The 23,511-nt window shown below is 60.3% G+C and carries 25 protein-coding genes and 1 pseudogene; 21 read left to right on the forward strand and 5 right to left on the reverse strand.

The window, feature by feature from the left end:
• The first annotated feature begins 333 nt into the window (after window positions 1-333).
• Window positions 334-852 (forward strand): PASTA domain-containing protein, encoded by a 519-nt coding sequence (locus tag NEK97_RS09325; protein WP_257369725.1) that lies wholly within the window; start codon window positions 334-336, stop codon window positions 850-852.
• Window positions 853-1,074: 222 nt separating this feature from the next.
• On the opposite strand, the gene NEK97_RS09330 is transcribed toward NEK97_RS09325, so the two are convergent.
• Window positions 1,075-1,650, reverse strand: a complete 576-nt coding sequence (locus tag NEK97_RS09330; RefSeq protein WP_308292468.1) for an HNH endonuclease family protein — start codon at window positions 1,648-1,650, stop codon at window positions 1,075-1,077.
• 801 nt (window positions 1,651-2,451) lie between these two features.
• On the opposite strand from NEK97_RS09330, the gene NEK97_RS09335 reads away from it, so the two are divergent.
• From NEK97_RS09335 to NEK97_RS09390, 12 genes and pseudogenes are all read left to right on the forward strand, one after another.
• Complete coding sequence (locus NEK97_RS09335) at window positions 2,452-3,558, forward strand: DUF475 domain-containing protein (protein ID WP_257369562.1); 1,107 nt, start codon at window positions 2,452-2,454, stop codon at window positions 3,556-3,558.
• Between the two features lie 64 nt (window positions 3,559-3,622).
• Entirely contained in the window at window positions 3,623-4,210 is a 588-nt protein-coding gene (locus NEK97_RS09340) for a TerD family protein (RefSeq protein WP_257369563.1), read from the forward strand.
• 35 nt (window positions 4,211-4,245) lie between these two features.
• The gene (locus NEK97_RS09345) at window positions 4,246-4,827 is read left to right on the forward strand and encodes a TerD family protein (protein WP_257369564.1); all 582 of its coding nucleotides are present in this window, start codon (window positions 4,246-4,248) and stop codon (window positions 4,825-4,827) included.
• Window positions 4,828-4,878: 51 nt separating this feature from the next.
• Window positions 4,879-5,460 (forward strand): TerD family protein, encoded by a 582-nt coding sequence (locus NEK97_RS09350; RefSeq protein WP_257369565.1) that lies wholly within the window; start codon window positions 4,879-4,881, stop codon window positions 5,458-5,460.
• 29 nt (window positions 5,461-5,489) lie between these two features.
• Window positions 5,490-6,686: a toxic anion resistance protein gene (locus NEK97_RS09355; protein WP_257369566.1), complete on the forward strand. Its 1,197-nt coding sequence runs from the start codon at window positions 5,490-5,492 to the stop codon at window positions 6,684-6,686.
• Between the two features lie 33 nt (window positions 6,687-6,719).
• Window positions 6,720-7,229: a hypothetical protein gene (locus tag NEK97_RS09360; protein WP_257369568.1), complete on the forward strand. Its 510-nt coding sequence runs from the start codon at window positions 6,720-6,722 to the stop codon at window positions 7,227-7,229.
• An 11-nt stretch (window positions 7,230-7,240) separates the two neighbouring features.
• Window positions 7,241-7,783: a TerD family protein gene (locus tag NEK97_RS09365; RefSeq protein ID WP_257369727.1), complete on the forward strand. Its 543-nt coding sequence runs from the start codon at window positions 7,241-7,243 to the stop codon at window positions 7,781-7,783.
• A 2-nt stretch (window positions 7,784-7,785) separates the two neighbouring features.
• Entirely contained in the window at window positions 7,786-8,577 is a 792-nt protein-coding gene (locus tag NEK97_RS09370; RefSeq protein WP_257369570.1) for a hypothetical protein, read from the forward strand.
• Between the two features lie 42 nt (window positions 8,578-8,619).
• Window positions 8,620-9,783: an HpcH/HpaI aldolase/citrate lyase family protein gene (locus tag NEK97_RS09375; protein WP_257369572.1), complete on the forward strand. Its 1,164-nt coding sequence runs from the start codon at window positions 8,620-8,622 to the stop codon at window positions 9,781-9,783.
• Window positions 9,780-12,443: a phosphoribosyltransferase gene (locus NEK97_RS09380; protein ID WP_257369573.1), complete on the forward strand. Its 2,664-nt coding sequence runs from the start codon at window positions 9,780-9,782 to the stop codon at window positions 12,441-12,443. Before NEK97_RS09375 ends, NEK97_RS09380 begins: the two co-directional genes overlap by 4 nt.
• Window positions 12,440-13,297 (forward strand): HAD family hydrolase, encoded by an 858-nt coding sequence (locus tag NEK97_RS09385; RefSeq protein ID WP_257369575.1) that lies wholly within the window; start codon window positions 12,440-12,442, stop codon window positions 13,295-13,297. The genes NEK97_RS09380 and NEK97_RS09385 overlap by 4 nt, the downstream gene beginning before the upstream one ends.
• A gap of 377 nt (window positions 13,298-13,674) precedes the next feature.
• Window positions 13,675-14,016: pseudogene (locus NEK97_RS09390) on the forward strand (Gfo/Idh/MocA family oxidoreductase); the annotation flags it as partial.
• Here NEK97_RS09390 and NEK97_RS09395 read toward each other — a convergent pair.
• Window positions 14,009-14,950, reverse strand: a complete 942-nt coding sequence (locus tag NEK97_RS09395; RefSeq protein ID WP_257369576.1) for an NAD-dependent epimerase/dehydratase family protein — start codon at window positions 14,948-14,950, stop codon at window positions 14,009-14,011. The pseudogene NEK97_RS09390 and the gene NEK97_RS09395 overlap by 8 nt on opposite strands.
• 85 nt (window positions 14,951-15,035) lie before the next feature.
• Between NEK97_RS09395 and NEK97_RS09400 the strand changes: the two genes are divergently transcribed.
• Both NEK97_RS09400 and NEK97_RS09405 read left to right on the forward strand, forming a co-directional pair.
• Window positions 15,036-15,671 (forward strand): TetR/AcrR family transcriptional regulator, encoded by a 636-nt coding sequence (locus NEK97_RS09400; protein ID WP_257369577.1) that lies wholly within the window; start codon window positions 15,036-15,038, stop codon window positions 15,669-15,671.
• Complete coding sequence (locus NEK97_RS09405; RefSeq protein ID WP_257369579.1) at window positions 15,668-16,351, forward strand: type 1 glutamine amidotransferase domain-containing protein; 684 nt, start codon at window positions 15,668-15,670, stop codon at window positions 16,349-16,351. The genes NEK97_RS09400 and NEK97_RS09405 overlap by 4 nt, the downstream gene beginning before the upstream one ends.
• A 109-nt stretch (window positions 16,352-16,460) precedes the next feature.
• Here the strand turns inward: NEK97_RS09405 and NEK97_RS09410 are convergent, their stop codons facing one another.
• Window positions 16,461-17,183: a hypothetical protein gene (locus NEK97_RS09410; protein ID WP_257369580.1), complete on the reverse strand. Its 723-nt coding sequence runs from the start codon at window positions 17,181-17,183 to the stop codon at window positions 16,461-16,463.
• A 153-nt stretch (window positions 17,184-17,336) separates the two neighbouring features.
• The gene (locus tag NEK97_RS09415) at window positions 17,337-17,774 is read right to left on the reverse strand and encodes a hypothetical protein (RefSeq protein WP_257369582.1); all 438 of its coding nucleotides are present in this window, start codon (window positions 17,772-17,774) and stop codon (window positions 17,337-17,339) included.
• A 465-nt stretch (window positions 17,775-18,239) separates the two neighbouring features.
• Here NEK97_RS09415 and NEK97_RS09420 point away from each other — a divergent pair, with 465 nt between their 5' ends.
• Complete coding sequence (locus NEK97_RS09420) at window positions 18,240-18,386, forward strand: hypothetical protein (protein WP_257369583.1); 147 nt, start codon at window positions 18,240-18,242, stop codon at window positions 18,384-18,386.
• Window positions 18,387-18,478: 92 nt separating this feature from the next.
• The gene (locus tag NEK97_RS09425) at window positions 18,479-18,859 is read left to right on the forward strand and encodes a hypothetical protein (RefSeq protein ID WP_257369584.1); all 381 of its coding nucleotides are present in this window, start codon (window positions 18,479-18,481) and stop codon (window positions 18,857-18,859) included.
• On the opposite strand, the gene NEK97_RS09430 is transcribed toward NEK97_RS09425, so the two are convergent.
• Window positions 18,845-19,573 carry a hypothetical protein gene (locus NEK97_RS09430; protein ID WP_257369585.1) on the reverse strand — a complete coding sequence of 243 codons (729 nt, stop codon included), beginning with the start codon at window positions 19,571-19,573 and terminating at the stop codon, window positions 18,845-18,847. The genes NEK97_RS09425 and NEK97_RS09430 overlap by 15 nt on opposite strands.
• A gap of 246 nt (window positions 19,574-19,819) precedes the next feature.
• On the opposite strand from NEK97_RS09430, the gene mpaB reads away from it, so the two are divergent.
• The 4 genes from mpaB to NEK97_RS09450 are packed head-to-tail and all read left to right on the forward strand — an operon-like array spanning window position 19,820 to window position 23,509.
• Window positions 19,820-20,845 carry a daptide biosynthesis RiPP recognition protein gene (mpaB, locus tag NEK97_RS09435; protein WP_257369587.1) on the forward strand — a complete coding sequence of 342 codons (1,026 nt, stop codon included), beginning with the start codon at window positions 19,820-19,822 and terminating at the stop codon, window positions 20,843-20,845.
• Window positions 20,842-22,131 carry a daptide-type RiPP biosynthesis aminotransferase gene (mpaD, locus tag NEK97_RS09440; RefSeq protein ID WP_257369588.1) on the forward strand — a complete coding sequence of 430 codons (1,290 nt, stop codon included), beginning with the start codon at window positions 20,842-20,844 and terminating at the stop codon, window positions 22,129-22,131. Before mpaB ends, mpaD begins: the two co-directional genes overlap by 4 nt.
• Window positions 22,128-23,360: a daptide-type RiPP biosynthesis dehydogenase gene (gene mpaC / locus NEK97_RS09445; RefSeq protein ID WP_257369590.1), complete on the forward strand. Its 1,233-nt coding sequence runs from the start codon at window positions 22,128-22,130 to the stop codon at window positions 23,358-23,360. The genes mpaD and mpaC overlap by 4 nt, the downstream gene beginning before the upstream one ends.
• 5 nt (window positions 23,361-23,365) lie before the next feature.
• Entirely contained in the window at window positions 23,366-23,509 is a 144-nt protein-coding gene (locus NEK97_RS09450; RefSeq protein WP_235517646.1) for a daptide-type RiPP, read from the forward strand.
• Window positions 23,510-23,511 lie beyond the last annotated feature (2 nt).

Genomic DNA, 23,511 nt, shown 5'->3' on the forward strand with positions numbered 1-23,511 from the left:
TGTTGATTGACACGACCGCGAGTCCGGGTGACGCGGAGTTGTGAGGAATTTTTGATCATCGTAGAGCTTACGGCTCCCCGAGTTATTGCCAGACAACGACCGAAAAGCAGTGGGTGAAGAAAATTTGCTTTTGCGAGGCGCAATAGAGTAATCATCAAGGCAGAAGCGCCGAGTGCTACTCCAGAAGCATGCGTTCCAAGAACTATTTGTTGTGAATTTCAGGTTGAATCGGACCAGGGGGAATTTTTGAAAAAATCACTTGCTGCATTTGTGTTGATCGCGGTGCTCGCGACTGGCTGCTCAAGCACTGCCGGGTCATCTGCCAAGCCCAGTGTGGAGCCGGCCGCCGCGCAGACCTCGACATCCGCTGGTGTCACCGTTCCTGAGACAGTCGGGAAGACGTTGGACAAGGCCAAGAAGGACCTTGAAGAGGCGGGCTTCAAGGTGGTCGCAACCGACACCGTCGAAGGAAAAACCATCATCCTGAAGTCGAACTGGGAAGTCATTTCGCAGGAGCCAGCTGGCGGAACGACGGCTCCGGAGCGCTCGACTGTCCAGCTTGGCGTCAAGCACCTCACCACTAATTCAAAACCAAGTCCAACGCCGTCGACGAGCACCGTTCCCGCGACGGTGACTGGTGGGGGATCGGCTGCGGTTACTGATCCGGTTCCTGCCGTACCCGACCCGGTTCCAGCTGTTCCTAACCCGGTCCCCGTTGCTCCGAATCCTGTACCGCAGGTTCCGGACCCGGGACCTAAGGTTGGCGGGACGATCATCTGTAAAGACGGCTACGTCTGGCCTAGTACGACCCGTCAGGGCGCATGCCACGGCCATAAAGGAATCGCAAACTAAACGGTTCTGCGTAGGCGTCCTCGTCGGTCCGAACCGGAGAAGACCCTGAAGGCGGGGAGGCTAGATGAACGATGATGCGAAGCCTGCCTGCCTCGTGGGCAGGCAGGCTTCGCCTCCCATCGCGGACTCTCCCACGGCGGTTCAAGCTCCAGTCGTTAGCCGCTTGATAGGTTGGACCGTCGAGCCAGGCCGCAGGGAGTGGCCGGGTGCATACCGGCATCCTTAGCCGGTGGGGGTGTATGTTGCGGGGCAATCCCGCAGCACGCGTTCCATGGCATCGTGCTCGGCATGCGTTACCCACAAGTGGTACGTGACCTTGACCAGGATTTGTCGGGCCACGTAGTCGCAACGGAACTCTTTGTTGGGCGGCAACCATGTTGCTGCGTCGCCGTCGCTCTTCTTCTGGTTGGTTGGACCGTCGGTTGCCTGGAGGTTGCGGGGGTCGTTGGCGAACGCGGTGCGTTGTTCAAGGCTTAGCTGTTGGGCGCCTTTCTGCCACGCGTCGCTGAGGGCGACGACATGATCGATTTGCACTGCCGTGCTGGTGTCACTGCCGCGGACAAATTGAATCGTCTTTGCCGTGTAAGGGTCTTCCAGTGTGCCGCTTTGAACTTTGCAAGGCACATTGTTGGTGAAAACGACCTGGGTTAGGTCGCGCTGCAGTATGTCGTTGCGGGTGTCGCACCCGTTCCGGTCGACATCGGCCCAGGTCTGGCCGAATTGGCTGCGGTTGTATCCGGATTTGGGTGCTCGTCCTTTGACCTCAACAGCCGCAAGAAGGGCGGCAGCTTCGGACACGTTGTTGGGACCGGGGACGGAGGTGGAAGGCCGTCCCTCGTCTGCACCTGTGTCGGGCGCCGAAGGTTGGGGCGGCTCACTGTCATTGGAGTCTGGCGCCGGTGGCGCAGGCACCCCGCCCGTGCCTTGTTCTGGCTCCCTCTGGAGAGCTTCAAATAGTGCCCCCGGCTGCCGGGTATCCAGAGCGTACCCAGTGGTGACAAACCCGAGGGAGAGTGCAATGACAATTACCCCTCCCACACGTTTCCCGGGTACCATCGCCCAGGACCTTCGACCGGTCAAAAAAATGTACAGGCCGGTCAACAAAGCGATTAAACCGAAGACGAATAGCGCCGAGGGCAGTCCGCCAAAGAGGAAGGCGGTGCCGGAGAGAACGGCGGCAGGGGCACCCACAATTTTGGTAGATGGACGTATACGAGCTCTATCACGCGCTGTCCTTGTGCGCTGCGGCACTCTACCCCCATTTCACTGCCATCCGGCATTAGTTGACGCCGTCATAAAGGCTTTTGACTTGCACCTCCAGTGATTCTAGTATCTGAGTTACAGGTTTGTGATTCAGGTGAAATTGTTACGAATGCGTGGTCTCCGCAGCGTTTGGTTGTGACGGGTGATGCGCGTCGGCCCGGGCAGTCCTTCGTAACGATGGCGCCCAATGGGGTGACGGAGCGTGGAGCTGTTGTCCCTGCGTTCCTGTGGTTATGCTGTAGCCACGAAGTCTTGGGGGGATAACTTCCGGGATGTCTTTGTCGTCCCACCGGAAATTTTCCGGTGCGGGCCTTTAGTTCCAGGAGTCAGACGAACGTGTTCCTCAAGACATTCGGTTGGTCATTCGCGGTTACCGCTGCCGCGCTGATAGTGGCCGTCCTCTACGGTGGACCCCAAGCTCTGATTCTGTGCATCATTCTCGGAATTCTTGAGGTCAGCCTCAGCTTCGACAACGCCGTCGTCAACGCCCGAATCCTCGAACGCATGAACCCGTTCTGGCAAAAGATGTTCCTAAGCGTGGGAATCCTCATCGCCGTGTTCGGCATGAGAATCCTCTTCCCGTTGCTGATTGTGGGTGTCACAGCGAACCTGAACCCCGTTGAAGCCATCACACTTGCCATGGAGAAGGGCGACCCGCACACTCCGGGGACCTACGGATATCTGCTTCATGAAGCACACCCGCAAATCGCAGCGTTCGGTGGAATGTTCCTGTTGATGCTGTTCCTGGACTTCATCTTGGCCGACAGGGACATCAAATGGATCAAATTCCTTGAAATACCTCTGGCGAAGCTCGGACGTCTTGAGGGAGCGTCTCTGATCGCGGGCATGGCTGCTCTTGCGGTAGCTGGCGCCGTATCTGGAGAGAAGCAAGGCATCGTCTTGCTCGCCGGCCTGCTGGGGATGATCACTTACTTCCTGGTCAACGGGCTGGGCAACCTTTTCGACGTCGATGACGACGGAGACATCGACGCAACTGACGCAGCTCTCGCCACCCACGCTGGACCGTCCACCACAGCGCAGCTTGCCGGTAAAGCCGCCTTCATGCTCTTCCTCTACCTCGAAGTCATTGACGCGTCGTTCTCCTTCGATGGCGTCATTGGGGCCTTTGCCATTACTGCTGACCCGATCATCATCGCGCTTGGCCTAGGTTTCATAGGCGCCATGTTCGTACGATCGCTCACGGTGTTCCTCGTACGCCAAGGAACACTGGACGAGTTCGAGTACTTGGACCACGGTGCCCACTGGGCCATCGGAGCCCTCGCCGTCATTCTCCTCATCACCATCGTGGTCCCCGTCAACGAAGTCATCACCGGCTTGATCGGTGTGGTTTTCATCGGAGCTGCCTTTATTGGTTCCATCCAGCGCAATAAGAAGGCACGCATCGAAGCGCGCGGCGAGTCGCTGCAACCAGCTAACAACTAGCACGCACCCGTCGATAGACACACACAAACCAACAATCAAGAAACCAAGGGAACGGAAAAATATCATGGGGTTGAGTTTGCAAAAGGGCCAGTCGCTGTCGCTGACCAAGCAGAACGGTGAATCTTTGACCCACGTCCGTCTGGGCCTCGGATGGGACTCCGCGGTCCCGGCGAAAAAGGGCTTCTTTGGACCCAAGACAGTCGAAATTGACCTGGATGCCTCAGCCATTCTCTTCGATGGTCGAGGGCAACACCTCGACACCGTTTTCTACAACCAGCTCACCAGCAAAGACGGTTCCATCCGGCACACCGGCGACAACCTCACCGGCGAAGGCGAGGGCGACGACGAGACGCTGCTCGTCAACCTCCCGGCCGTTTCGCCGGCGGTCGCCCACATCGTTTTTGTCATCACGAGCTACAGCCAGCAAACCTTCGACATGGTGCAAAACGCTTTCTGCCGCGTCCTTGACGACTCCGTCCCGGCCAGCCCCGAAGTTGCCCGCTACGACCTGACCGAATCCGGACGCTACACGGCCATGGTCATGTCCAAGCTCACCCGCAACGGTAACACCTGGACGTTCCAGGCCATCGGGGCACCAGCCAACGGCCGGACGCCCACCGACGTGCTCGGTGCCGCAGCAGCCGCTATCTGACATCCCAATTCCCAAGCACTACTTTTGGAGGCACCATGTCCAGCCTGACACTCAGCAAGGGCAGCAATCTTTCACTGACGAAAGCAGACCCAGGCCTGCGCAAGGCCATGATCGGCCTTGGCTGGGACCCGCGGACCACGGCCGGGGAGCAGTTCGACCTTGATGCTTCCGCGCTGCTGCTCAGGGCAGACGGCAAAGTACGGTCCAACGACGACTTCATCTTCTACAACCAGCTCACGTCCAAGGACGGGTCTATCATCCATCAGGGCGACAATCGCACCGGCGAAGGCGACGGCGATGACGAACAGATCCTCATCGACCTCGACACGGTCTCTGCCGACGTGGAAAAGATCGTCATCGTTGTCTCCATTGACCAAGCAGAGGCCCGCCGCCAGAACTTCGGCCAAGTCCGCGATGCCTTCTGCCGCGTCGTCAATCAGGAAACAGACAACGAAGTCGTCCGCTACGATCTCACTGAGGACGCGGCCGCCGAAACCTGCATGATCTTTGCAGAGATCTACCGCCACAACAGCGAATGGAAGTTCCGCGCAGTCGGCCAGGGCTATGCCACCGGACTCCGGGGCGTCGCCACGGACTTCGGCATCGTCCTGGACTAAGCCAGAACACAAGATTGACGCTCTTCCGCAGTCGGAGACAAGGAGAAACGCATGGCCGGCCTTACCCTCACCAAGGGCAGCAACCTTTCCCTCAGCAAAACTGACCCAGGCCTGAACAAGGTCCTGGTTGGGCTCGGCTGGGATCCCCGGACCACCACTGGAGACGCCTTCGACCTGGACGCGTCAGCGTTGCTGGTTGGCGCCAACGGCCAAGTCCGCTCGTCGGCGGACTTCATCTTCTACAACCAGCCCTCAGCCGTTGACGGATCGGTCAAACACCAAGGAGACAACCGGTCCGGCGTGGGCGAAGGCGACGATGAAACCATTGCCGTCGAGCTCTCGGCGGTAGCCCCGGATGTAGAGCGCATTGTCTTCGTTGTCTCCATCGACCAAGCGGACGAACGCCGACAGAACTTTGGCCAAGTGCGGTCCGCTTACTGCCGGGTCGTCAACCAGGAAAGCGACACGGAGGTCGTCCGATACGACCTCAGCGAAGACGCCGCTCCAGAGACATGCATGATCTTCTCCGAACTGTACCGCCACAACGGCGAATGGAAGTTCAAGGCCGTCGGCCAAGGCTACGCCAGCGGCCTGGCTGGCGTTGCCACGGACTTCGGCGTCCAACTCGGCTAAGACTTCCGCAATAGAAGGGAACAAGACCAATGAGCATGCAACTCACTCCACCGGACGCCGCAGCCTCCACGCCTCTGGTGCTCGCTGCTCCCGAAGCGGTGCCGGTCGTCAAAGAAGCCGACGCTCCGGGTATGGTGCCCGTGGCCGCCGAGCGTCAGCAGGAAATCAACGCCCAAGCACGCGCCTTCGTCAACGAAGTCGCTGGCATGAGCCCCTTCAGCCCTGAGTACACGACGAAAATTGATGGCATCAACCGCTTGGCCGGACAGCAACTGGTCAAGTCCTCGAATACCTCCAGCCGCTTGTTGGAACGGTCATCGACATCGCTGGCCAGCGCGAAAAAGTCTGGCAGCACCGCCCAGGTACAGGTGGCCTCGACCCTCGGCGAACTTCGTTCAACCGTTGAGGACCTGACACCAAACAACGCCGATCTCGGCGTCGGACGGAAGATTCTCGGGTTCATTCCGGGCGGCAACAAGCTTGCCAAGTACTTCCAGAGGTACGAATCGGCCCAGACGCAGCTGGACAAAATCATCAAGTCCTTGATGGCTGGCCAGGACGAGCTGTTGAAGGACAACGCGGCCCTCGCCCAGGAAAAGACCCAGCTCTGGGAAACCATGCAGGAACTGAGCGAGTACGCCGTGTTTGCCAAAGCATTGGATGCCGCCACGGAGGCGAAAATCGATGAACTCAAAGCAGTAGGTGACATCGAGCAGGCAGGGAAGCTTGACTCCGATGTGCTGTATCCGATCCGGCAGCGTCACCAGGACATCCTGACGCAGCTGGCGGTATCGGTCCAGGGCTACCTGGCCATCGACATGATCCGCAAGAACAACACCGAACTGATCAAGGGTGTCGAGCGGGCACGCACCACAACGATCTCTGCCCTGCGGACGGCAGTGATCGTCGCCCAAGCGTTGGCCAATCAGAAAATGGTTCTGGACCAGATCGATGCCATCAATACGACAACCAACAACATGATCCTGAAGACCAGTGAGATGTTGAAGGATCAGACCGCACGGATCCACCAGCAGGCAGCCAGTTCCGGTGTCAGTGTCGAGACCCTTCAACGTGCCTTCGACAACGTCTTCCAGACGATGGATGCCATTGACACGTTCCGGTCGCAAGCGAACAAGACTATGGAAGGGACCGTGCAGGCACTGGAAACGGGCATCGAACGGGCCCGCCCTTACCTGGAGCGCGTGCGCGCGCAAGAGGGCAAATGAACCCGTACAAGTTGCTAGAGGTTCATTAGGTCGATGGTCGCTAAGTTTTTGGGATCGCTCTTCGGCAACGGCGCCAGCACCGGGCCCGTTGCCGATGGGCATGTCCCGGTCGACCCGGTAATCGAGGAGTTGGCCGGCATCGGTCGGCTCCTGTCGGGTCTTCGCGCAGACACGCTCCGGAACGGGGCGAGGTTGCCGACTATCGTCGTGTCACAAGTGCTCTACCTCGTTGACACCCTTCAAGCCCTCCACAGTTACATCAACCAAACGGGGGCATCCACAGAGCAGGTGGTGCTGTTGGCTGCCATTGCCGGCGATTATCTACCGGTGCCTTTGAGGTCCTACACCCTGTTGGGACCCGTGTCCCGGTCGGAAGACTCATCGGAAACAGCTGTTCTTCTGGAACAGCTTGAAACTCTCCGATCCACGGTCGAAAACCTGGACAATCAGGTACGCACCGGAGCCGTCACGGAACTTGCTGTCCACGGACAGTTCCTTCGGGACAAATTTGATATTGATGGTCTCCACCTGGAAGGACACTAGTGGTGGCATCGATGGTCGCTGGCAGCAACGCTGCGCTGACTGCAGAAAACCCCGGGCTCGACGCTGTGTTGCTGGGCATCGGCTGGGAAGTGGTCCCAAGTCACGGACCGCAAGCCGAATTGGTCCCCATGGTGATCATGTGCGGGCCGGACGGACGAGCACTATCCAACGAGCACTTAGTGTTTTTCAACCAACTGGCCAGCCCTGATGGAAGCATCGCCTATTCCGGCGAGGACGATCAGGAGCAAATCGACGTGCAACTGACCCATGTACCCGACACTGTCTCCAAGATCGTCGTGCTGCTCTATGTCGACCCCGAAGTGAGGGGACCAGGCACCTTCGGAGCCGTCCGGAACATGTACATCCGTGTCGCCGATCCACACGACCGGGAACTGGTCCGGTTCGACGTGCCACGACGCAACATGGACAAAATCAACGTCACCATGCTGGGGGAGCTCTATCGCCACGGAGGCGGATGGAAGTTCCGCGCCCTTGGGCAAGGGTACGAAACGGGGCTGCGTGCTGTGGCTGCAGACTTCAAGCTGAGCCTCTGAACATGCCAAACCGCCCCACCCGTGCGGACATCACGTACATCACCCGCCGTATCAAACCCGTGCCGCCCTCTGCGCCTGCACCGGACGCCGTCACCCCGCGACCCGCCGGGATACCTTTGGACCTCAACCGCCGTTCAACACCCGCCGCCGTGCAGACCCGCCCGCCGCTGGACCTCCGTCGTACGGAGAGCACAAGCGCCGCCCAGTCTTCACCGGAAGCGATCTTCCAATCACGTCCAAGAACCACATCCAGGCCAGTCCCGGCACGGCGAGCCACCCCCCGAAACCGGCTCTTTCCCGCACCGGGCATTGAGGAATTGAACCAACTGAGTCCGAACAATCCCCTGGTCCGCCTGAACGCCAGACAGTCGGCCATCGGCACGCTAACAGTCTCAGGCGCGAGGTCCGTCACTTGGGAAGGTTCGGATCTCACCACCGGGGCGGCCACCTACGATGGACATTCCGCCGGCACCTCAGTGAAGACGCCAGGAAACCGTCCGCTGGCAGGATTCCACGAAACGGCAGCGGTAGTTTCCTTAAGGCATGTCCGGCTCCTGCGCCGCACGCTGTTCATCGGAGCCGGCGGCCCACTCAGCCTCAGACTCTTTGACGGACAGGGCATCACCGCCGCGGCTTTAGCAGGTGACGATGTGCGCGTCGTTCTTTTCCTTGCACGGATCGGAAGCCTGCTTGAACTGAGGGCAGAATTCGTCCCAGACAACGATTCAGATCCAGCCATCTGGGAGAAATTCGGCCTCAGCATGACCATTCCACTCGCCGCCCCCGTCTACTAGCGCCACGGCGGACATGACAGCAGACAAAAGGACCGGGGGATCATGCAACACTTCGCCACTCTAAGCGACACCGTCAAAGCGCGGCTCTTTCATACGCTGCCCGAGACGCTTCACCACGACACGGATCCTTCTCTTCTGGCAGTGGCGCTGGGCGCCACCCTGTACTGCCCCGCCACTCGCGCCAACCTCGCGGAGGACGTCAGAAGGCAAGCTGACGCCGGATGTGTCAGCATGGTCATTTGTCTTGAGGACGCAGTGCCGGACGAAAGCCTCATGGCGGCCGAGCAGAATCTGCTCAGCGCCTTGGACAGCCTGGCAGAGCACCCGGCTGGCCTCCCCATGCTGTTTATCCGATGCCGAACACCACAACAACTCCTGTCCATCGGCCGCCGCGCCGGGACAACTCTCGGTGTCATCTATGGCTTCGTCCTCCCAAAGTTTGAGAATGAGACCGGAACAGCCCGGGGTTTCCTGGAGGCAGTCCAACAGCTCAACAACACATCCGATAGGACTGCGCCGCTGCGGGTGATGCCCATCTTTGAACACACGACCACCACCCACCTCGAAACACGGGCAAGGGTGCTTACCGACAACCTGGCCCTCATCAACGAATTCCGGGATCTAGTCCTCTGCCTCCGCATTGGGGCGACCGACATGTCCAGTGCGTTCGGCCTCCGGCGATCCCGCGACCTGACCATCTACAACGTCAAAGTCGTTGCCAACGTCATCGGCGACATCGTCAACATCTTCGGTCGACCCGAGGAGGGATGGATTATCACCGGACCCGTCTGGGAACACTTCCCACACAAAGATCGGATCCTCCGGCCACAACTGCGCTCAAGTCCGTTCGAAGCCATCGATGAGATTGAACTCCGGCAACGGCTCATAACGGACAATCTCGACGGACTCATTCGGGAGATCGAACTAGATCATGCAAACGGCCTCTTCGGTAAAACCGTCATCCACCCCACGCACGTAGCCGTCGTCCATGCCATGTCAGTCGTCTCCCACGAAGAGTACCTCGACGCGACTGACATCGTGCACGGTTCCCAAGGCGGCGCGACCGCCTCCGCATACGGAAACAAAATGAACGAGTCCAAACCCCATCGAGCCTGGGCCGAACGGACATTATTGCGTGCCAAAGCGTTTGGCGTGGCAAACGAAGGAGTGACGTACGTGGACGTCCTGGAAGCGAGCACGCCGTGAGCGCAACTGCCACCACCGCGCACTGGAGCGGCACTTACATCAGCGAACAACTCAATGTCCGGATCACCACCGATACACCGAACAGCCTGATTCCTGTCGAAGCCCTCGTCGGACTCGCCCTCCGCCGCAATCCCAAACGGGCCCACCTACTCGTATCCACCGTCCTCGCCAAACACCTGCCCACAGAGCCCACCATCGCCACCGCGGCAGGACGTCTCCTGGGACTCCTGATCCGGGACGTCCTCAGCCACATGAACAGGGGCACGCACAAGACGAACAAAACAGCTGTTGATGTCGATCAGTTCAATACGGTGTCTGGTATTCGCCCCGTCGTCAACGCTGCCGCTCAACAGCTCGACCGCCTCCTGCGCCAGGCCTCTTCCGGGACCGGCAGCAGCCCCCTCGGCGATGACCGCAACCCACGGATCCAAGAAGCACAGGCACTGTGCGCCCTCTTGGAAAACCACGCAACAGATCTGACCGATATAGCCACGATCGGTTACGCCGAGACCGCTACAGGACTCGGACAACTCGTTGCCGAACAGCTCGGTAGCTACTACATCCACTCAACACGCGAGACCGACGCGACCTACGGTGCGAGACAGTACGGAAGCTTCGAAGAAGCGCACTCACACGCAACCTCACACAGGCTGCTGCCCTCCGACCACGACGTCCTCAGCCTTGCTGGAACCGTTGTACTGGTGGATGACGAGCTGAGCACCGGGGCGACCATCATCAACACCATCCGGGAGCTCCACCAAACCGCTGTCCACCGGCACTACGTAGTGGCATCCCTGATCGACCTCCGGTCCCCGCATGACCGAAAGAAATTCGACGCACTCGCCACCGAGATCAACGCCACCATCGATGTTGTTGCACTGGCCACGGGAACCATTCACCTGCCCGAGGACCTCGCGGAAGCCGCAGCCGACCTGATCCACACATTTGCAGGCAAGCCCGCGCCTCATCAAGAAGGCTCCATCCAGATCATTGATCTTAACGACGCAGTGACGCCGATCCCTAGTGCCCGTTTCGGCATCCCGGGTCGCGCCCAGGTCCGACAGCGGGATCAGATCTGCACTGCCCTGTCAGGCTCTTTGCGGGCTACCCACGCTGCAGGAGGGAGGGTTCTTGTGCTGGGCACCGAAGAATTCATGGCCCTCCCACTTGCTATCGCCGTGGCCCTGCAGGAAATGATGGAGGCCGTCCAAGTCAGGTTTTCAACCAGCACTCGATCCCCAATAGCCGCTCTGGATGAACCCGGATATGCCATCAGGTCAGCCGTGCAGTTCCAAGTACGCCAAGACAAGGACGCCCGCGAACAACAGCGCTTCGCCTACAACTTCGCCCACGACACCAACAGGTTCGGCACCGTCATCATCCTTGCAGAGCCCGGGAGCCACGCCACCGAACTGACCGGGCCGGATAGCATCTCAGAAGCCGTGGCCAGCACAGGAGCAACCGCCGTCGTCGTTCTCCTGCCGGCGGCACAACCCCTCCCGACACCCCTCACCGGTCCAGCTTTCGGATCCTACGCACCAGACGACGTGCGCTGGCTCTTGAAGGACCTCAGTTTGGCGGTACTCGAAGCTCCCACACGCGAACGAGAAGCCGCCATCCAATCCGGCAAGGCCAGCTACGCCGAATCGCTGCCACAGGAATTCGAACCATCCCCGGAGTACCAAGCTCTCTTTCAAGACGCCCTCGACCGATCAGCGAGACGCCTGGCTCACGCCGTAGGCACCGTGACACAACAGGTCCTCAAACTCCGCGACCAGCAGCCCGTACTTGTCAGCCTCGCTCGTGCCGGCACCCCAATCGGCATCCTCATGCGCCGCTGGGCCAAAGACATCCACGGCATCGACCTAGACCACTACGCCATCAGCATCGTCCGCGGACTCGGCATCGACCAGACAGCCCTCCGCTACCTTGCCAAGAACCGCGACCCGTCCAAGGTGATGTTCATCGACGGCTGGACCGGTAAAGGCGCCATCACCAAAGAACTCGCAGCAGCCCTGGAGCGCTACGCAAAAGAGAACGGCACACTGTTCAGCCCGCAACTTGCAGTACTAGCTGACCCAGGACACTGCGTGCAGATCTTCGGAACACGAGACGACTTCCTGATCCCTTCCGCATGCCTGAACTCGACAATATCCGGCCTCGTATCACGTACAGTCTTCAACACACAGTTGATTCACCCCGGTGACTTCCACGGGGCCAAGTTCTACAAACACCTCGCGGGCAGCGACGTTTCCGACAGCTTCCTCACCGCCATCACAAAACACTTCCCCTCGGTCCGCGACGAGATCCTCGCGGCAGCCCCATCGCTGCCTTCCCACAGCAAAGACCTTCCCACCGCCGACTGGTCAGGATGGGCCGAGGTCCAGCGCATCAGCCGAGACTTCGGAATCAACCACATCAACCTCATCAAACCGGGCGTGGGGGAGACCACCCGGGTCCTCTTGCGCCGCGTCCCGTGGAAAGTACTCATTCGACCGGACGCCCTGAAAGACCTAGCCCACGTCCTGCATCTGGCAGACCAGCGAGGCGTGGAAGTCATTCCCGTGCCGGACCTGGCCTATAGCTGTGTGGGGTTGATCCATCCCATCCACACGCCCGGCGCTGTCGGATCCGATGGCAAAGCGGTGATTGACCTATGACCGGCCACCTGCCTGAACCACCGGTGATGTTCGCCAGCGACCTCGACCGGACGCTGATCTACTCAGCCAATTCTATGCTCCTCCAAGGCGAAGACCACGAGGCGCCCCCCATGGTCGTCGCCGAGGTGTACAACGGCTCCCCGCTCACTTACATGACTCGGCGCGCCGCAAGTCTACTGACAGAAATCGCCGGGGCCGGTGTCTTTGTTCCCGTCACCACGCGGACACAGGCACAATTCGGCAGGGTCCAATTACCAGGCCGTGGACAGGGATACGCCGTCACAACGAACGGCGCCGTACTCCTTCACGATGGAGAAATCGACCAGAGTTGGCGACGCCAGATTCAGAGATCCCTCCAAGGAGGATCTGCACCCTTCGAGGAAATCAGGAGGCGTTTGACAAGGCTCACTGCCGCGCAAGGAGTCTTGCGAGTCCATTCGGCAGAAGACGTTTTTGTGTACGCCATCGTGGACAGGGCAAACCTCGCCGTGGAAGACCTTCAGGAGCTGACTCAATGGTGCAAGGTGCGCGGTTGGAACACTTCGTTACAAGGCCGGAAACTGTATTGTGTACCGGACTCAGTGAGTAAGGAAGGCGCTGTAGCCGAGATACGCAGACGTACAGGCGCCCGAACACTTGTTACTGCGGGGGATTCCCTTCTGGATGCTGGCCTGTTGGAGGCAGGAGACGTTGCATTTCGACCAGCCCACGGTGAACTGGCGGAGAGTGAATTCGTCACACCGAACCTCAGGGTGACTTCGTCAGTTGGGCTTCTTGCTGGCGAGGAAATCCTTCGAAAATTTGCGTTCATTCTTCAACAGTCTTCAGTGGCACCCCGGGCCGCCACAGTTTGAACGTCCGTCCTTGGTGGCCAAGGGCTTCTTCCATCTCTCCATTGCCTTTGCAATATATGTCTGAAATCTGGCCGTCTGATCTCAGATTCCTTCCTCTAAGGCTATTCGGAATAATCCGGGTTTCACCGGAAATCAATAAGATAAAGCAAACTGTGTTATGTGTTTTGACGTCATGCAACATTTATTTTGAGTTAACACCAGCGGTTGGCAAATAGGAGCAGGTAGCATCCGCTCAACGACTGGTGAAAGGGAATTAATGAGCGAACGCAGGGCGCCATGGATCACGGGCACAGCAACGGTTGTAGGAGCATTGATAACTGGCGGCTTAGGCTTTGCTGGCGCCATTTGGGCGGCCCAGAGTGGGCGTCTGCCGCAAGGGATCGTCGGGGTCTTTGACGTTTGATCTGGAGAACCTGAACGAACTCGGCTTCCTGGACGCCACGCTTCCCGTGCGGGAACAGGGCTTCCGGCGGATCCTGGTCAACGAGCCCGAGCACCCTTACGCTGCGGCGTGGTGGCCGCAGGGGCACATCATCGGTTGGGAGCACACCTTCACACACCAGGTCCGCGACTTCCTCCTTGCCGTTCGCGACGGAAGCGAGCCGTCGCCGTCGTTCGATGACGGGCTGCAGATCCAGCGGGTGTTGGCTGCCGTCGAGGAATCGGCGCGGAACAGGAGCACGGTGACTGAGGTTCGGGAGCGGGTTGCCGTCAGTTAGCCGGAATTACGTTGGCTTCCGCGTGGATAAGAGCGAGTCCATCACGGTAGGAGGTGACTGCGAACTCCGGGAAGCGCGTTGTGAACTTCGTCGAGTCAAAACGGTTGCCGTGATCGTACCGCGGCAGAAGCTCCCTGAGCTCCCGTACCTGCGGCGAGAACAGCCCGGCTGCGCTGAGGACCCATCGGGGAACGACGGTGTAGCCGGGTCCCTGGCCGAATTCTTTGGCGGCCATGGTGGCGAATTCCCGGTAGGTCGGCCGCTCTTCAGCCACCGGAAGGTGCCACGTCTGCCCATAGGCGTCCGGCGTATTGCCCAGAAGCGCAAGGGCACGGCTCGCGTCCGGGGTCCAGATGAGCGTGCGCACTCGGTCGGCCCGCACCGGGACGCGGGGCTTCTTGCCCGACTTGAGAGGGTCAATGATCAGGGTGTTGGTGAAGCTCTGCGTCCGGCCGGGCCCGTAGAACTCGGGAGCGCGGGCGATGAGGACGGGAATGTCACCCCGGACCATCTCCTCAAGCACCATGGACGCCATTGCCTCGCGGACCTTGCCTTTCCGTCCGTTGGGAGCGAAGGGGGTCTCTTCGGTCTGGACGCGGTCGTCCTGGGGATACATGTAGGTGTTGTCGAAATAGACGAACTTGGCGCCGGCTGTCCGAGCCGCATCTAGCGCATTCTGGAGCATCGTAGGGAACTGCGCCTCCCATAGTTCGGTGTTCGCCGGCAGCCCCGCTGTGAAATAGACGACGTCGCTGCCCTCCACGGCCGCGGCGGTCTGCCCTGCGTCGAGAAGGTCGGCACGCATGACGACGTCGGACTCGCTCACCTTGCGTGGGTTGCGGCTCACCAGCCGCAGGTCCTCGGTGTAGGCGCGGTGTAGCTCGCGGGCGAGTTCCACGGCGATCTGGCCGTTCGCGCCCAGAATGGTCTGCATTTCAACCTCCGCTGATGGGATGACATGGGAATCGCAATGCGGTATGTTTGCACTGCTTACATCAGCGTAGGAGGCAAAGTTAGCAGTGTCAACATCGACTAAGAACTACCATCATGGTGACCTTCGAGCCGCCTTGCTGGCAGCTGCGATCGAGAGTCTCGAAGCGGGTGAGCCATTCTCCCTGCGGGGTGTCGCCCGCCGCGCAGGAGTGTCGCCCACCGCGCCGTACCGGCACTTCGCGGACCGCGAAGCGCTCGACAGTGCGGTTGCGGTTGAGGGTTTCAGGGATCTTCGAGCGGGCCTCGAGGCTGCGTTGGCTGTCTTGGCGGATCCCGCGGAGCCTGAGGGTGTGATCACGGCACTCGGAGTCGCCTATGTTGGCTTCGCGTTGAGGCGGCCGGCCGTGTTCCGGTTGATGTTCGGCAACGAATGCGATGAGGAGGACAGTGAACGCGTGCTGGCCTCGGAGCAGCTCCACGGGATGTTGAACCAAGCGATCGAGCGCCTTTTCCCGAGTGCCAACAACTCCAACTTGTCCATCGCGCTGTGGAGCATGGCGCACGGCCTGGCGTTCCTCCATCTCGACGGCAAGTTACGGCCTCAAACCAGCGACGACGTTGCAGTTCGCGTGAAGTCGGCGGTTGGGGCGATCTTCGCGCTCAATGCCAACACTGCCGTAGCTAGTCCCGATCCCGTCACACCTCCAGGAGAACGAGCATGACAAAACGCATCCTTCACGTCGTCACCAATGTCAGCCACTACGAGGATCCTTCACACCAGACCGGCCTGTGGCTGTCCGAACTGGTTCACGCCTGGGAGGTCTTCGAGGCGCACGGTTTCGAACAGGACATTGTCAGCCCGCAAGGCGGAGCTGCACCTTTGGAACCACGTTCACTGAAGTTCCCCAGCTACGACAAGGCGGCCAAATCGTGGCACAACGACCCGGCGCGGATGGCCCTTCTTGAAAACACCGCCAGTCCGGCGAGCATCAACGCGGCCGACTACGATGCCATCTACTTCACCGGCGGCCATGCGGTGATGTACGACTTCCCTGACAGCGAAGGGTTGCAGCGGATCACCCGCGAGATCTGGGAACGGGGCGGCATCGTATCCTCGGTCTGCCACGGGTATTGCGGCCTGCTCAACACCAGGCTTTCGGACGGCAGCCTCCTGGTTGAGGGCCGCAAAGTGACTGGCTTCGCGTGGCAGGAAGAAGTGCTGGCTCGGGTCGACAAGCTGGTGCCGTACAACGCTGAGGAGGAGATGAAGAGTCGCGGAGCACTCTATGAAAAGGCCCTGCTCCCGTTCGTCTCCTACGCCATCGCGGACGGCAAGTTGGTTACCGGCCAGAACCCGGGATCAGCCAAGGCGACTGCGACGAAGGTCGCGGCACTGCTCTAAAGCGTCTGGCGGGGACACCGCGAAAGGCGAGTGCCGGCGTCGTGGGTTAATCCCCAGAGCGCAGGGGCCGCGACCTTCGGTGGTCACGGCCCCTGCGCATGCAGGACTGCTATTTGATCAGTGCTGCGGCCTGCTCCATGAGGTCGCTGGCCGTGGCAACGCCGTTGGCATCAGCGCCCTTGCCGGACGCCGTAGCGGAGATCAGCACGCCCTCCTTGATGGCGTAAGCCATGTAGGTGGTTTGTGCCGCGCCGCTGGCTGTGGACATTTCGGTCTTGTAGGCCACAGTTCCGGGGACCGTGTTGATGCCGTCGAACTTTGCAGTGGAGACGTTCATCGATTGACCGGACATAGACAGCGTCATCTTCGAGCACTTCTCTGCCTGTACACCGCTCTTATCGATGCTGTCCTGTAGCTTCTGCTTATCGAGCCCGGACGTCAGGGTCACCATTGTCATGACCCCGGATGCAGCGTCCAGATCTGCGCCGGCAGCGGTGGTTGAACCGGCGAGGGTCTCACTGCCACCCAGCGTTGCAAGGTCCTTGCACTCAGCCGGTTCGATGGTGAACATGCTCATGAGCGCCTTCATGGGGTTCTCTTGGGCGAGTTCCTCGCTGGAAGCAATGGTCAACTCCTTGCCAGACTTCGGCTTGATCTGCTTGACCAGTTCAACGAGCTCGTCGTTGGTGTACTGCTTGGCAGCGGTGGGCGTGGGTGACGCCGTAGCCTCTTGCGAAGCGCTACCAGTGGAGCCGGTCGACCCACCACATCCGGTCAGTGCCATCACTACCAACGCCGACATTCCGACGCTCTGCAGCGCAAACTTCTTCACTCTATTTCCCCCATTGGGTCTACTTTTACGGCCGGGTGGTCCCCAGTTGAGATAACACTATCGGTCATCAACGTGTGGGCGCCGCTGGCTTGAGACGGGGGAAGTTCGCTATCCAACGTGACTCCGCGTCCTTTGGCGGTTTGCGGCTCTGAGTCAGGTTCGCTTGCGGCTCGCGATCAAGTCAGAGAGGTGCTGCACATCGGCGGGGTTCGCGTCCGTGGCCAGTGCAACGTAGTGGTCCATGACGGCTGGCCGGTAGCGCACTGGCAAAGTCTGTCCTGGGGCGAGTCGGGTGAGAGCGGTGATCGTTAGGCTTTCGTCTGCGATGCCGCGGAACGAGATACCGTCGGCGGTTTCCACGTCGAGCATCAGGACAACGCGCGGGTTGCTGTTGACCTCCCGCCAGTCGACGAGAACACCGAGCGCAAGCGTCCCATTTCGCAGCTCCGCATTGCGCTTCCGCGCTTCACTGCTGAGGAGCGGATTTGGGGCGACGCCCGGGAACCTGGGTCCGACGCCGAGCGACTCCCGACTCAAATCCGGTCTCAGCTGCTCCATCAGGTCGTTGAGCTTCTTCTTCGAACCGAACATTCTGACCCCTCCCCCCAATAGCGGTGCCGGAATTTCGGCCTTGAGCTTCGCCTCACCGCGATTCTATGTCATGGACATTCCCGGCCACGGTTGCGAATCTGGCACACCTCCCAACGTCCACGAGAATTGCCGATGGTCTGCGTAGCATTGGGCCCAACAACTCTTTGGGGGAGCAATGAATGTAGGTCCGGCCTTTGGAATCATCGGGATTCTATACGTTATCTTTGTGATCGCGATTGCCGTCCTGGCGGTGTATGCCTTGGTCTTGACCATTATCTTCTTACGGCTGCGAATCGCTGAGTTGAAGAGGGCGGCACGCTCCGAGGAGGGTTAAACCATTGCCTGGTCTTGTGCCAAGTGCAGAGTCCATTGCTGCCCTCATCGAACTGATCGTGACCTCAGAATGGCCTCACGGGGAACAGGAGCAGGCTGGCCCACGTCCTGTTCGGTGGGACGGCCCCGTTTGTGGCAACCGGCTTGGTAGCGGGCTTTGGGACTCCCCTGGCGCCGGCGTTCTACCTGATGGGCATGGCCTTGGTGTCAGCGGTGGTTGTGGTCCTTTTCTTCCGTGAGACCAAGAACCTGTCACTTTCGCGAACGACGGTTCTGTAAGCGTTCACAACGAAGCCCCGACGAGTCAGTTATATGCAGGCTCGCTGGGGCTTCGTTGCGTCCAGCTGCACGCTGCTGGTTGGCTAGGCGGCATGGAACAACGCTTTGTGCGCTACCAGTCGACTAGGCCTGATCCCAAGGGCCGATACCTTGGGATCTTCGCCTTAGCGAACAGACTGGCGAAGGAAGGCCGTCTCAGCCCCGAAGACTGGGGTCTTTGGCGCAGCGCCAATGACTTCTACGACGCTGCATACGCCACGCCTGACGCATCAATCTATGCATCCTCGCACGCACAGGCTTGGTTCAAACTGTCAGCCACACACCTGATAGACCGAATAGCTTTCTATTCCGATCTTCTGCGCCGGCACGACGTCCCCTGCGATGCGTTCTACTCAGATGATCCCGGCACGATCGTTTATGAAGACGACGTTCAAGTTGTTGCCATTCCCTACGAACAATCAAGCGGTTCCTGATACCAGGGTTAGCGACGAGACAAATTTTTCGATTCGCCCGAACACCTCGCCCTGAGCCGTCTGCGAAGCCCGCCAATCGTCCGCGATCTGCAAAGAATGATCGGCTCCCGGAACCTCCACGAACGTCCCGCACCGCTCGGATTTCCGTCCGCCGTCCCACAGCTTGTCCAACGAGCCGCCAACAAAAAGGTCCTCTTTGGATGTCGCCGCGATCGTGCTCCGGACAAGAGAATCCGTAAGCAACGGCGTCAACCAAATACCGGGGACGTGGTGTTCTTCCGCCCAAGGAATGCTCAACGTGCTGAACGACTTGGCAACAATCAACCTCTGATGAGCATCGAAAGAAGACGCGAAGGCGCTTTCGACGGCCCGGGCCATAAATGAGTGCGGGTCAACATTAGGCGAATCATCGGGAGTCCAACGCACGGCCTGAACGTGCCAACCAAGCGACCCCAGCATTTCCCCGACCCAAAACAGGACCGGGCCTTCCACGGGATACCCCGACCCCGGCAGCAGCACAGCGACCTTGGTTTTATCCGGGCTTTCTGCAGGCCCTTTGGCCCACGTGAATGACTCCATATGGCAGGCTACTCCGCTGGTGGAACAGAGCTCCAATTCGATGGCTCGCTGCGCATTAGATGGTTGGCAACGTCTAATGCGCAGCGATCCATCGAAATGGGGTGCCGGGTTCGCCAGCGTGAGGTCCCAGGCCACGTGGACCGCCGACGCCGCCCAGCGACACCACCCCGCCCGAACCACTCCACCCAGCACCACCTAGATACCCTCAATTCAGCACCTAGGTACCCCTAAATTCCGGCCAAAATGGGCCTCTTCACCACCTAGTTCCCGCATACTGCCCTGTGGCCCTCCAGCCCGCCCATAGTGTCCTTCCCAGAACGAGCCCGCGGTAAAACACGGCGGCCGCTCCAGAAAAACGTGGACTACATTGGGGTTGGGGAATTGAAGCTGAGTCAGCAACAAAGCATTGCCGCCGCTACGGATCAATGGATCACCGGCATTCCAGGACGTATTCCAGGCCATGTCATCTTCGTAGAGAATCCCGAACACACGGGCTACGCCAAGACCCTCGCCGCTGAAGGCTCCACCATCCTCGTCTGCAACGGCGACAAGGACGACCAGGACATTGTCACAGTCACAGGATCGTTCGACACCGCCGGCGAAGAACTCCTGGTGGACGGCACGCTCAGCCTTGAGATCCAGGATTACATAGCCATCCCGTTCGTGAACCTGGTGGGTGTGACGGTCGTCAGGATCACCACCAAGGAGGACTGGCAGGCCTTCTTTGACGATGCGGAGGAAGCCCGCCGCTCGGGCCACTTCGTCCCGCAACTCACCGAGGTCAACGCGGTACTGGCGGAACGGGGACTCCTGAACGGCACGCAGAAGAACAACCTGCTGATGTCCAGGCTCCACATCGCCCAGGACGGATCTGTCCTCAGCGGACCATACGGAACCAGGATCGGCACCGTGGGTGACCACCTGGCGGATCTCAAGATACGGGCCATCATGCTCCGTCCGGAGTCGGCGGTGGCCGCTGTTTACTACCCGTGGGACATCCAGGATTCCTTGGCTGCCAAACCTTGGATACCCCGCTACTTGGCCGCCTTGGATGCGTGGAAGTTCATTCCCCGTGAGGAGCTCCCCACCACCAAGCTGGTGGGATTTGGCACGAGCCTTTACGGTGCAGCACCAAGCGACCACCTTCCGTCACCACAGGCTCCCTTCATCCTCACAAGGGGCCGGGACCACACCCTTTTGGACACCAAGACGGGCCGTCTCTTCAAACTTGGACCGGATGCAGCCGTGATCATCGAGGCCGTCTCCAACCTGCGGGATGTCAAAGCAGCGGCCATCAGGACAGCGCCGCAGCTCAAAGTATCGGTCTCGATCGCTGAGGAATCCGCACGAGCTGTCCTGGCACGCTTTGAGCAGCTTGGCATCGACGTCATTGGTGCGAACCGATGACCGTTGTACCCATCCTCCCCACACCTCGCACACAGTTGCCGCTCTGGGTTCCGCTGACAACCCAGCATGATTTCGCCGCGGACAGCTTCACAGCAGTGAAGGCCGACGGCGTCCATGTCACCTTTGAGGATGGGCAGCGGAGGCTCTGTGCCAAGAGCGGGCTCTGGAACGCCAACCTGGGCTACGGCAACCAACGCATCGCCGCGAACATCAGCGCGGAACTTCAAGCTGCCTCGTACTTGCCGCTCTTTCGTTCAGCCCACCGCCAAGCCATCGAGGCCTCCGCAGCCCTCCTGGGACTGCCAAAACACCCCTTTCACCGCGTTGTCTTTTCCACCTCCGGCGGTGCTGCCAACGACGCCGTGATGAAGCTCGCCCGTCAGTACTTCGTCTTGGAAGGGCAACCGGAGCGGAAACTCATTGTCGGACTTAAGGGCAGCTACCACGGGCTCACGTACGGGAGCCAGGCTCTCAGCGGCGACGAACTCGGTCAGGCCATGTACGCCGTGGATCAGCGGAACATCCGCCACATAGCGTTCGATGACGACGGCAATGAACTGACCCAACTGATGAACCGCGAAGGCCACAGGATCGCAGCCGTCATTGTGGAACCGGTCCTCGGATCGGGCGCGGAAGCCGTGCCGGACGACTTCCTGCAAGAAGTCATGAAGCGCAGAAAGCAGCACGGCTTCGTCCTGGTGGCGGACGAGGTTGCCACCGGATTCGGCCGGGTGGGCGGCTGGTTCGCGTCCGATGACTGGGCGGAGCAGCCGGACGTCATCATCACATCCAAAGGCCTGACCAACGGCACCAGCGCATGCGCCGCATTGCTCATCAGCCAACGGGTCACCGAAACCTTTGACAAGAACGAGGCCGTGTTCGTCCATGGGGAGACCCAGGCAGGAACCCCGGCAACGTGCGCCGCGATCCTGGGCACCATCGATGAAATGCGGCGGCTCGACTTCAGGACCCTCAACAAAGACGTTGCACATGGGCTGGACACACTCATCGCCGAACTCCAGGACACCAAAGGCGTGGGCAACGCGTCCGGCCGCGGCTGCATGCGGGGCCTCAAACTCCTCTCCAACAACGGGCTGCCCCTGTCCGCCAACAGCGTCCTGGCGGTGGTGAAACGGATCCACCTTGCAGGCGCCATGGTGCAGCCAGGGCCCGGGCGCATACAGCTTCTTCCAGCGCTCGTGTACACCGAGGAGAACTTCGAGGAGCTCAGGGCCGCCCTCAAAGCGGGCCTCACCATGGCCCATTTCGACGGATTGTTCGCATGATCGCCGACCACCTGTGGAAGACGCGCTGCGTAGTGCTGGACGCGGGAATGTCGCCCAAGTACATCGGTGGAATCACCCGCGGCCGGACAGGCCTGGTGGTAGACAAAGCACTGCAGCAGCACAGGGACAAACTCCTGGCCGGTGACCTCAAAGGCGTGCCGGTCCTGGAGCTCACGGCCATACCCGTCGATGTGGGCACCCTGCGCGTTGTGGGGACGTTCATTCGCGAGAACGGACTCCAAACCGTTGTTGGGCTGGGAGGCGGGTCGGTTCTGGACGCCGTGAAACTCGCCGCCCTATTCACAGCTGACCCCAGCCTGCCCATTTTCGCGGAACGGCACGCTAAACGCTCTGGACTCCTGGTCCTGCCTCCAATCGCCACCACCAAGGAACGCCCCAAGACCATTCTTATGCCGTCCACCGTGGGGACCGGCGCGGAAGTCAGCGGCGTAGCGTGCCTGGACACCGCCGTCGGGCGCCGTTTGATCGTCTCCCGTCATCTGGCGGGTGACACCGCAATGCTCGACGCCGGCCACCTCGCCACCCTGCCGACGGAGCTGGTCTTCGAGGGCCTCCTGGAAGCGTTCCTGCGTGTGGCTGGAACCATGATCGGCAGCACAGCGAACATCTTCGACGACGACGGGTACACCCTCATCCAGCGGATCATCCGGCTGGGGCAACGCCTGCTCCGCGGTGATTCGCTGGAGCTGAGGTTGGCTGCAGGCAGGCTGAGCATGGAGACCCACACCGGCTGGGCGCTGATGGGACGCAATCCTTACGGCGCGAAACATTGGTATGTCGCCAACGAGCTTGCCTACGTCACCGGGGCGCGGAAGATGACGGCGACGGCGTCAGTGATCGGACCTATCTGGCGGGAGATCGCCAGCGGCGGCGCAGCCTGGGGCGACAAAGCCCGGCTCGACGAGCTGTGGTCCGTGGTGAGGGAGGTCGAGCCATCGCTTCACCGCAGCCCGGGCGACGGCATTGATGAGCTGATGTGGCGCTGGGGTATCGCCCGGCTCAGCACCATCAGCAAAGACGCGGAAGCACGGACCGCCGACGCAAGCATCCTGAACTGGGGCGGAGCGCTGCCCATGATGCGCGGAATTGACTCCGTTCAGGTGCAGCACGTGCTCGCCGAAGCAGCAGCAACTGTCGAAGCGGCGGCGACAGCCCAAGACTTGCCATGCCCAGTGGGCCAACTACGAGTGGCAGGGGAGAGGGGGTGAATCACATGAACAGCAGCACAGCACTCAAGCCCTTGGACCTCAGCATCCAGGAACTTGAACCCATGGATGTCCCGGACGACTGGGACGAGCGCATCAAGGGAATCTCAGCAGGCCTGGCTTTGGTGGGGATCGCGGTGGCGATCACCTGATC

The organism is Paenarthrobacter sp. UW852 (assembly GCF_024608385.1).
Taxonomy (GTDB): domain Bacteria; phylum Actinomycetota; class Actinomycetes; order Actinomycetales; family Micrococcaceae; genus Arthrobacter.